General features: G+C 69.4%; 6 protein-coding genes and 1 pseudogene. 1 reads left to right on the forward strand and 6 read right to left on the reverse strand.

The annotated features are described in order from the left end of the window. Window positions 1-155 precede the first annotated feature (155 nt). On the reverse strand, window positions 156-1,469 hold the full coding sequence (gene secY, locus ACFY3I_RS42565) for a preprotein translocase subunit SecY (RefSeq protein ID WP_390866328.1): 1,314 nt from the start codon (window positions 1,467-1,469) through the stop codon (window positions 156-158). Window positions 1,470-2,008: 539 nt separating this feature from the next. Between secY and ftsH the strand changes: the two genes are divergently transcribed. Beyond that, a complete protein-coding gene (gene ftsH / locus ACFY3I_RS42570) occupies window positions 2,009-3,937 on the forward strand; it encodes an ATP-dependent zinc metalloprotease FtsH (protein ID WP_390866329.1) in 1,929 nt (642 codons plus the stop codon). 242 nt (window positions 3,938-4,179) lie between these two features. Here the strand turns inward: ftsH and ACFY3I_RS42575 are convergent, their stop codons facing one another. The 5 genes and pseudogenes from ACFY3I_RS42575 to proY form a co-directional block, all read right to left on the reverse strand. Beyond that, window positions 4,180-4,533 (reverse strand): winged helix-turn-helix transcriptional regulator, encoded by a 354-nt coding sequence (locus tag ACFY3I_RS42575; RefSeq protein WP_390866330.1) that lies wholly within the window; start codon window positions 4,531-4,533, stop codon window positions 4,180-4,182. 128 nt (window positions 4,534-4,661) lie between these two features. After that, the gene (mqnP, locus tag ACFY3I_RS42580; RefSeq protein WP_390866331.1) at window positions 4,662-5,567 is read right to left on the reverse strand and encodes a menaquinone biosynthesis prenyltransferase MqnP; all 906 of its coding nucleotides are present in this window, start codon (window positions 5,565-5,567) and stop codon (window positions 4,662-4,664) included. Between the two features lie 142 nt (window positions 5,568-5,709). After that, window positions 5,710-8,469 (reverse strand): hypothetical protein, encoded by a 2,760-nt coding sequence (locus tag ACFY3I_RS42585; RefSeq protein ID WP_390866332.1) that lies wholly within the window; start codon window positions 8,467-8,469, stop codon window positions 5,710-5,712. A gap of 8 nt (window positions 8,470-8,477) precedes the next feature. Next, window positions 8,478-8,792 carry a hypothetical protein gene (locus ACFY3I_RS42590; protein ID WP_390866333.1) on the reverse strand — a complete coding sequence of 105 codons (315 nt, stop codon included), beginning with the start codon at window positions 8,790-8,792 and terminating at the stop codon, window positions 8,478-8,480. 227 nt (window positions 8,793-9,019) lie between these two features. Then, window positions 9,020-9,328 (reverse strand): annotated as a pseudogene (gene proY / locus ACFY3I_RS42595) (proline-specific permease ProY); the annotation flags it as partial. Window positions 9,329-10,200: the final 872 nt, after the last annotated feature.

Consider the following 10,200-nt stretch of genomic DNA (forward strand, 5'->3'; position numbering starts at 1 on the left):
CGGTCGAACGGGCCGGTGGTCGCCGGCGCACGGGGTGTCCGGTCAGCCGGGGGGAGCGGCGGAACCTGCCGAAAATGCGGCAGATCCTCGGGCGCGAGCCCGGTTCCCACCCCGTGCTCACGCCGGGCGGTACCCGGCGTCCTGCGCGGCTCGGGTCAGCGCAGGAACCCCTCGTAGTGGCGCTGCTGGAGCTGGCTCTCGATCTGCCGGACGGTTTCCAGGCCGACACCCACGATGATCAGGATGCTGGTGCCGCCGAACGGGAAGTTGTTCGTCGCCCCGAACCCGACGAGCGCGATGGTCGGGACGAGGGCGATCACCCCCAGATACAGCGAACCCGGCCAGGTGATCCGGTTGAGCACGTACGACAGGTACTCGGCGGTCGGCCGGCCCGCCCGGATGCCCGGGACGAAGCCGCCGTACTGCTTCATGTTGTCCGCGACCTCGTCCGGGTTGAAGGAGATGGAGACGTAGAAGAACGCGAAGAACACGATCAGCAGGAAGTACAGGCTGATGTAGATCGGGTGGTCGCCCTTGGTCAGGTTCTGTGTGATCCAGGTCTTCCAGCCCGAGTTGCCGCTGGAGAACTGCGCGACGAGCGTCGGGATGGACAGCAGTGAGGACGCGAAGATGACCGGGATGACGCCCGCCTGGTTCACCTTCACGGGGATGTAGGTGGAGGTGCCGCCGTAGGACCGGCGGCCGATCATGCGCTTGGCGTACTGGACCGGGATCCGGCGCTGGGCCTGCTCGACGAAGACCACCAGGGCCACGATGGCGAGGATGACCAGGACGACCGCGCCGAACTCGATCCAGCCGCCGCCCAGCGTGCCCTGCTTCTTGATGGACCACAGGGCGGACGGGAAGGTCGCGGCGATCGAGATGAACATCAGGATCGACATGCCGTTGCCGATGCCGCGGTCGGTGATCAGCTCACCGAGCCACATGACGAGCGCCGTACCGGCGGTCATGCAGATCACCATCGTGACGGTGGTGAAGACCGACCGGTCCGGGACGATGCCGTCGGCGACGGTGCACCCGGAGAACAGCGCGCCGCTGCGGGCGGTGGCGACCAGCCCGGTGCCCTGCAGGACGGCGAGCGCCACGGTGAGGTACCGGGTGTACTGGGTGATCTTCGCCGTGCCCGACTGACCCTCCTTCTTCAGGGCTTCCAGCCGCGGGATGACCACGGTCAGCAGCTGAAGGATGATGCTGGCGGTGATGTAGGGCAGGATGCCGAGCGCGAAGATCGTGATCTGCAGCAGCGCGCCCCCGCTGAAGAGGTTGACCAGCCCGAACAGCCCCTGGTTGCCGGACGCCTGGCTCACACACGTCTGGACGGCCTTGTAGTCGACCCCCGGGATCGGGACATGCGTGCCGATCCGGTAGAGCACGATGATGCCCAGCGTGAAGAGCAGCTTCTTACGCAGGTCGGGCGTCCTGAACGCCTGGGTGAACGCGGTGAGCACGGAGCCTCCTGCTACGACAGCACAGCGGGACAGGCGACATACCTGGATGGCTCCACATGTGCGCAGCCCGACACCTGTTCAACGCAAATTACAGCAGATGGAGTCACACGTGTAGTTGTGCGCCATGCGGTGAGGTGAGGGGTGGATCACACGTATGTCCGAGATGCCTGATCGCGCGACGCACGACCAGTTCCGGCTCGCACCCGTCGAGGGCCCCTGACAACAGATACCTGCCCTGACTAGATATAGTAGACATGTCTATACGTATTATGGACAGGCGGCTCCCGGTGCCAGATGCCGGGAACCGCGGCAGGCCAGTTTCAACGCGGGTGTCCCTGGGGGCGCCGGGTTCTGCGCCGGTGCGCGGAGTCCTGGACGACGCTGGTTCGCCGGGTGGCGGTGTGGCGGCCGGATAACCGCCGTGACGGCGATGCCGGCCCCGCCCGGCTGTCCGTCGCGCCGATCGCATCCAGTGGCCCGCCGTCCCCGACCGCCCCCGTCCGACGACGGACACCGTGTCCCCGCGAGGAGATCCACCGATGGCCGCACCCGTACCACCCAGAAACGATCCGCAATCCCCGTGGCGCTCCGAGGGAGTGCCCGGCGGCCCGCCGAAACGCGACGGCCGGCGCCGCCGCGGTGGCTGGCTGGTGCAGATCGTGATCTTCCTGGCCATTTATTTCGCGACCGGCCTGCTCTACAACGACATGTCCGGCGACGGAACCACGTCGATCGACTACACCGCCTTCACCGCGCAGCTGGACGCGGGCAACGTCAAGACCGTCTACTCGCAGGGCTCGCAGATCCAGGGAATGCTGAAGAAGCCGGGCCGGACGCCCGGTGGCGGCAGCACCTTCGTCCGGTTCAAGACGTACAAGCCCTCCTTCGCCGACAGCGGGCAGCTGTGGCACGAGATCGAGCAGAAGAAGGTCTCGGTCTCCGCCTCGCCGGTGGCGCAGGGACCGGGCCTTGGCCAGTCACTGCTGGTGTCCCTGCTGCCGACCGCGCTGCTGATCGGCGTATGGGTGTTCGTGTCCCGTAGGGCCGGCGGCGGCCTCGGCGGCAGGGGCGGGGTCCTGGGCCGCAAGCCTCCCAAGCCGGTCGAGACGGAACAGGCGCGGACCAGCTTCGCCGACGTGGCCGGCATCGACGAGGTCCAGGGCGAGCTGAACGATGTCGTCGACTTCCTCAAGCGCCCCGACGTCTACCGCCGCATGGGGGCCAAGATGCCCCGCGGCGTGCTGCTCGCGGGCCCTCCCGGCACCGGCAAGACGCTGCTCGCGCGGGCTGTCGCGGGTGAGGCCGGAGTTCCGTTCTTCTCCGCCTCGGCCTCCGAGTTCATCGAGATGATCGTCGGCGTGGGAGCTTCCCGGGTACGGGAACTGTTCGCCGAAGCGCGCAAGGTGGCCCCCGCGATCATCTTCATCGACGAGATCGACACCATCGGGCGGGCCCGAACCGGCTCGGCGGTGGGAGGCCACGACGAGCGCGAACAGACCCTCAACCAGATCCTCACCGAGATGGACGGGTTCTCCGGCTCCGACGGTGTCGTCGTGGTGGCCGCGACCAACCGGGCCGAGATCCTGGACGCGGCGCTGACCCGGCCCGGACGCTTCGACCGGGTGGTGACCGTCTCCCCGCCGGACCGCAAGGGCCGTGAGGCCATCCTGCGGATCCACACCCGGTCCATGCCGCTCGCCACGGACGTGGACCTGGCCCGCATCGCCCGTACGACCCCGGGCATGACCGGCGCCGAACTGGCCAACCTCGCCAACGAGGCCGCCCTCCTCGCGGTCAAGCACGACCGGGACCGGATCACCGGGCACGACCTGTCAGAAGCACTGGAGAAGGTGCAGCTGGGTGCGCAGCGCCCGCTGGTCATGCCTGAGGAGGAGCGGCGGCGCACCGCTTACCACGAGAGCGGACACGCGCTGCTCGGCATGCTCCAGCCCGGCGCCGACCCGGTCCGCAAGATCACCATCGTGCCGCGCGGTCGCGCGCTCGGTGTGACGCTGTCCACGCCCGACTCCGACAAGTACGCCTACACCGAGGAGTACCTGCGGGGCCGGATCATCGGGGCGCTCGGCGGCATGGCGGCCGAGCAGGTCGTCTTCGGTGTGATCACCACCGGTGCGGAGAGCGATCTGGAACACGTCACCAACCTGGCCCGGGGCATGGTGACACGGTGGGGCATGAGCGAGCGGCTGGGACGCCTGTCGGTGCTGCCCGCCGACTCCCAGCAGCCCTACGGGATGTCCGCCGCGCCGCGGACCCTGGACCTGGTCGACGAGGAGATGCGCCGCATCGTCGAGGACTGCTACACCGAGGCATGCCGCACGTTGGAGGCCAACCGGCCCCGCCTCGACGATCTGGCCGCGGCGCTCCTGGAGCACGAGACCCTGGACGAGGCGGATGCCTACCGGGTGGCGGGGATCGGGAGCGTCACGGAGGCGGCCCAGCAGGTGTGAGCCGGGCGTGCTGCGAGACACCCTGGATCGTGCGCGCAGCCGCGCGTTCCAGGGTGTCTCGCCGATACGACGGGATCACGGGCGCCGGATGTCCGGCGCCCGCCCACGCCCTCACCGGCGGGACGCGCTCACCTCCCACGGCCGAAACGACGACCCGGGCCGGGCAGACCGTGCGGCGCCTGTGCTCCGCCCGGCCGACGGACGCACCGCCGCGTGGCCGCCGAGGGCGTGGAGGCCGCGCCTCAGCAGGCCGGCTTGTCCGTCAGGTGCTTCTCGGCCCACGCGGCGAGTTCCCTGAGCGGGGACTCCAGCGCGGCGCCCTTCTCGGCCAGGCGGTAGGAGACCCGCAGCGGCGGACCCTCCGTCACCTCGCGCAAGAGGAGGCCGGTGGCGCCGAGTTCGGCGAGGCGGTCGGAGAGCATGCGCTCGCTGATTCCAGGGATGGCCCGGCGCAGGTCGGCGAAGTGCGCCGGGCCGTCGATCAGGACCGAGATGATCGGGCCGTTCCAGCGTTTCCCGAGCACCTGGAATACACGTGTGATGCCCTCGTCCACCACCTTGCACTGCTCCGGGGCATGTTCCTGTTTCACCGCCATGCAACCAGGTTATAGCCAGAGTGGGGCGAAGGCGGCGGGCATATGTGTTCGCCATCGCGGCCAGGAGGCCGGCCAGATTCTCCGCACCGGCATCGTGGCCGAACGCGTGTCCCGGCCGGCTGCCCGGATCAGCCGAGTGAGAGACCCCGGGCCAGCAGGTCGAGCAGGGCACACAGGAACAAGGCGATGCCGATGAACCCGTTCACCTGGAAGAAGGCGCGGTTGAGGCGGGACAGGTCGTGCGGGCGGACCAGGGTGTGCTCGTAGCCGAAAGCCCCCGCCACGACGAGCAGACCCAGCCACAGCAGCAGGCCGCCGTGAGTGGCGACGGCGTACCAGACGAACAGGGCCGTCGTGACGGTGTGACAGGCCCGCGCCCCCCAGACGGCGGCCGGAACACCGAACCTCGCGGGCACCGACCGGACACCGATGGTGCGGTCGGTGTCGACGTCCTGGCAGGCGTAGATCAGGTCGAAGCCGCCGATCCAGACACCGACCGCGAGACCGAGGATCAGCGCCTTCCAGCTCCAGGCACCGGTCACGGCCAGCCAGGCACCGACCGGCCCCATCGACTGGGCCAGGGCGAGGAACGCCTGCGGGAAGTTCGTGAAGCGCTTGGCGTACGGATAGACCACCATGGGCACCACGGCGACCGGCGCCAGAGTCAGACACAGCGGGTTCAGCAGGGCCGCGGCACCGAGGAAGACCACGACGGCGATCAGCGCCCCCGTCCGTGCGTGCCGAACGGACATGGCACCGGTCACCAGTTCACGGCCGGCGGTACGCGGGTTGCGGGCGTCGATCTCCCGGTCGATGATCCGGTTCGCGGCCATCGCGAAGGTCCGCAGGGCCACCATCGCCACGGTGACCAGCAGCAGGTCCACCCAGTGGACCGCGCCGTCGCGCTCGTACATGGCGGTGAGCGCCGCGATGTAGGCGAACGGCAGCGCGAACACCGAGTGCTCGATCGTCACCAGCCGCAGAAACGCCCGGGTACGCCCCGGGACGGGCGCCGCCATGGAAGCTGTACTCACCTGCTCATACTCCTTGCTCCACCTTGGGCCGGGGAAACGGCGACAAGTGTCAGATCCGCAGTGATGTCTCCGGCCGCTCATGCTAGTCACGTGTGAAGCCACCGCCCGCCCCGGGATACCTGACCGCTGCGACCGCACCCGTCTAAGGTGTGTCGGGAGCGGGATTCAGTTCGCTGTACGCGACCCCGTCGAACACGCCGTTCTTCACCGCGTCCTTCGCCGTGAGATACATGGCGTAGTACGACCACGAGAGGGGAGTCTCGGCCAGCCACCGGTTGATGACCAGACCGCCTTCCGGCTGGTTGCGGTAGGCCCACTTCTCACCCACGGAGCTCCACTTGTAGATACCGTGCCGTGCGAACGCGAGACCTCCTCCGAGCAGTTCGAAGGCCCACTCGGAAGCGGTCATGCGCTGCCCCGTGACACGCTGCACCATACCGTCGGTCGCGAGGTTGCCGACGATGACGTTGAACGCCTCCTGCCCGGCGGCCTCGGCGGCCTCGGCGAGGCTCTTCTCCTGGTACGTGCTCCAGGTGACCGTGGGCTCGGACCGCGCGGACGCCGGTGTCGACGGCCGCGCGGCGGGTTGCAGCGGTGACTCCGGGCGCCCGACCGGGGCGTCCACCGGCCTGGGCGCCGCCTTGGACGCCAGGCTCCGCGTCGGCAGGGGGCCGGGTGAGGGTGGCTGCGTGCCGCCGCGCGCTTCGCCGGACCGCGGCCCGGGTTCGGCGGCGTGGGGAGAGCCGGGCCGGGCAGAGGCCGGGACCGGATCGGCGGGCTTCGCGCCGTCCGTCGCTCTGCCCGGATTGAGAATCGCCTCGATGTCCTCGGCAGTGGTCCTCACACCGTCAGGGGTCCCGTTGACCGGGGCCACGGCGACGGCGGGTTCCGGTACCTCTCCGGGAGGCGGCGCGGGTGTGTCCCTGACGGGTGTCGGTGCCTCTCCGAGGGGCGGCGCGGGTGTCTCGCCGCCGCGGCCTTCGAGGCGTTCGGCCCGCCCCTCGGTTCCGGGGCCGGCCACACCGTCGCCCGCTCCCTTCCCACCTGCCTCCACACGCTCCGCTCCCACACGCTCCGTTCCCACACGGGGCGGCATTTCGGCGCGTACGTCCCGGGCCGCAACGGCAGCGTCCGTGGCGGTGCTCCTGGCCGCGGGTCGAGTGGCTGCCGCCGTGTCGGGCCCGGTGGCCCGGCCGGGCACGGGCTCGTGCGGGTTCCCCTCGCCGCCGCGTGCGACCGTGGGCTGCTCTCCCGGGCGCGATGCCGACTCGGCGCGGACCGTCTCCGGCCGGCCGGCCCGGGACTCGGTGACGAGGCGGTCACCGCGGTGTGCCGCCGCCGGCTCCTCTGTGGGCGTCGGTGGCCGTGACCCGACCTCCTCGCGGGGGGTACCGGCACGCACCGTGCCGGTCGTGGACCGCGACTCAGCGGTGACTGGTTCGCCGGCCCGCCCGGCCGTCGGCTCCGACGTGGCGTGCACCGGTTCCGGGGGCGTTCGCTCCCCGGTGGCGCGCGTCAGGGAGGAGGGGCCCGGCGAAGGTTCCGGCTTCACCGACGTCACGTCCCCGCCGCCCGGTGTCTCGCGCGGGGCGGGTGCCGTTCCTCGTACGGCCTGGGAAACCGGCGTCGCCTCGGGTGCCGCCGACGGCGCGGGCGGACGGCCGGGTTCGACGGGGGAGGGCACCGCGTCCGCCGCTCCCCGCTCCCGCTGGGCGCGTGGCGCCGTGCTCCGGCTCGTGGACGCCGTGTCCGCCGGGGCTTCGGACCGGACCGGGGGTGTCCGAGGGGCACCGGTGTCGACGGGCCGTACCGGCGCCGGTGTGACATGAGGTGGCGCCTCCACCGGCGAGGCCGGTGCCCTGGTCTCGCCGTCGATCCCGGTTCTCAGCGGCTGCGGCTCCGGCACACCGCCCGGACCTGGCGAGGCGTCGGGGACGCTCCCTTCCCTGACGGCGGTCCCGGTCGTCGAGCCACCGACGTCCGCCGGCGCCACCTGGCTCCCGGGCACCTCCGACGGGGGCCCGCCGTCCGCCGGTTCGGCTTCCCGGGCTCCTGTCGCCGGGGCGGGTTCTTCCGCCGGGGTCTTCGCCGCGCCTGCCGCGTCCCGTTCGGCCACACCTGCGTCGTCGAGGTTCCTGTCCCCCTTGAGGAGGCCTTTCAGACCGGCGCCGAGTCCCGCGTCCTTGATGGCGCCCTCCGCCAGTCCGAGGGCGGTGTCGAATCCGAAGAACACCCCCAGTTGCCAGGCGTTGCCCTTCCAGTCCACCGGCCTGCCGCTCAGCAGCTTCGGCACGGCCAACGCCAGATAGAAACCCGGATAGGCGCGAATCTGGGCCGGCAGGGAGTCGACGAAGAAACTCTCGGCCAGTTTTCCGAGACCTTCACCGATACGGGCGCCCGTCGACCCGAAAGTACTTCCCGCCGAACGCAGGAATTCGGTGAACTCGGCCAGATATCCGCGGAACTTGGCGAGCGCTTCCAATATGCGCTCCATCAGTGGGATCACTCGGGCCAGCACCCAGTCCAGTGCCAGCCCTCCCAGCCAGCTCAGCAGCATGCCGACGGCAAGGATCTCCAGGATCTCCAGGACGATCCCCAGGACCTGCTTGACAATGGCCCAGGCCTTCTCGGCATGTCCCTGAGCCTGTGCACCGGTGACCTCCAGCGCGTCGGCCGTGTGGGTCAGGAGGTTCAGCTGGGCATCGAGCGCCTGCCGGTAGGCATCCGCGTCGGGCCCGACCCACGCCACGTTGCCGGCCGTCTCCTCCACCGTCGAACGCAGGTCACGCAGCTGTTCCGCGTGGGCGGAGACCTCCTGCGCGTGATCGTGCAGCGAAGAGGGGTCACCCAGCTCCTGCATGACCCTGGTCACCCACTCGACGATGGCCCCGTTGATGTCCACGGGCCTGTTCAGCCCTGCCGGCTGATCGCGTCCACTGCGCTTGTGCGGGCCGATTGGAAGGAGTCGGTGGCTTGCCGCATCGCGGCGCTGATCAGCGCGAGCCGCGCGCCCACCTCGGACGTCCGGTCGGTGAGCTCCTGATGAACCCTCAGGTACTCGGCGTGTGCCGCCTGACCGCCGGCACCGTTTCCGAACGCGTGGCCGGCCGGGGCGGGCAGATTCCTCAGTCTCTCCGCCGCTTCGAACGTGGTCCCGGCACTGACGGTGATGTCGTGCGCAACACCGTGGAGGGTGTCAGTGTGAACTGCGGTGATGTCCGGCATTCTTGAGCAACCTACCGTTTCAGCTGTCGCCGATATCGGGTGGGAAAAAATCCATGCGTCCGCGATTCACTGGAGGCGTCCGTAGCGAGGAAGCTAACAGAGCGCCTGTGGAATTGGGACTCCGGTGCGTAGATTCCGTGTTGCTTCGATATTTCGTCGTTCACGCGGACCGGGCCGTTCCGTGCGGCAGGCGGGGAGCAGCCCGAGCGCGTAGGTGTGAAGACGCGTCAGCCGGTCTTGGAGAGCACCGGCTCGTCGCGTCCGCCGGTCTGCGGGTTGCGGTTCTTGAGGACCAGCCAGCCGATGCCGAGGGCGGCGGCCCAGCCTGCCATGACGTAGAGGCAGACCCGGGAGTCGCCGTCGTAGGCGATCAGGCCGTTCACGAAGAGCAGGAAGACGATGGCGATCCAGCTGCACACCGCGCCGCCCGGCGCCGGGAAGGCGGAGGCGGGCAGCCGGCCCGCGTCGACCGCGCGGCGGTACAGGACGTGGCTGATCAGGATCATCAGCCAGGTCCAGATGCCGGCCGCGGTGGCCGCCCCGGCACCCAGGAAGAGGCCGACGCCGATGGCGCCGCCGATGGCGATCATCTGGACCTGGCGGCTGCCGAGTCCGCGCTCGTACCCCTCTTCCGAGGCTTCGGAGGACTGCTCCGACGAATCGACCTGAGCGGAGGTCATGTGTGGTGTGCGCCTTTCTCCATGCCGACCCGGGCCTCTGGTCGGCCGCGGGGTATGGATCCGCCGGGCTGGAGGGCAGTCGCCCTCAGCACGGAGTGCATGCTGCATGACAGACCTGACGCGGCAAACACGTGATGTACACCAGGTGTCGTGAACATGTATCACGCTCTCCGCTCGTCCGAACAGGGAGGCAGACGGCAGGTGGCCGGAAGTCCGGTGATCGAGACGGGACAAGTGACGCGTACCGTCTCGTATGTGTCACCCGGAAGGCTTGAATGCCGCGTGTACACCAAAGTCAAGAATATCGAAAAGTCGGCGACCTGGCCTGATGGCCGAGCTTTCCAAGCCGACTCACCAGTCGCGCCTCGCAATTAATTCGAGCCTTCAGCGGGGCGAACGTGCTGGTACCGAGCGGGCGCGGCCGATGCGCCTGTAACACACGTATGGGACTTACTGAAGGTACGTGTCTCGTCGGGTAGAGCTATGCTTGCCCATCTACCGGATGAGGATGCCGCAAGGGCCGTGCCTCCGTCTGTACGGATGAGCGGGCCCTGCCCGGCGCAAGGTGTTCTGCGTGCGGTGTGCAGTGCTGTGTCGGTGGTCGTTTCTCTCGAGTGTGCGGGTGACGTGTGGTGACTGAGGAGCCTTGGTACAACCCGATCGTGGTGTTCATTTCGGGTATGTCTGTTCCGTTGGGGTCGTCGGAGCGGATGCGTAGCGAGGTGCAG

The organism is Streptomyces sp. NPDC001068 (assembly GCF_042897315.1).
In the GTDB taxonomy this organism is placed as follows: Bacteria; Actinomycetota; Actinomycetes; order Streptomycetales; family Streptomycetaceae; genus Streptomyces.

Excerpts from the sequence above, each read along its gene's own strand:
- ACFY3I_RS42575 (WP_390866330.1), bottom strand. The coding sequence starts at position 4,533 with ATGGCGGTGAAACAGGAACATGCCCCGGAGCAGTGCAAGGTGGTGGAC.
- ACFY3I_RS42590 (WP_390866333.1), bottom strand. The coding sequence starts at position 8,792 with ATGCCGGACATCACCGCAGTTCACACTGACACCCTCCACGGTGTTGCG.
- ftsH (WP_390866329.1), top strand. The coding sequence starts at position 2,009 with ATGGCCGCACCCGTACCACCCAGAAACGATCCGCAATCCCCGTGGCGC.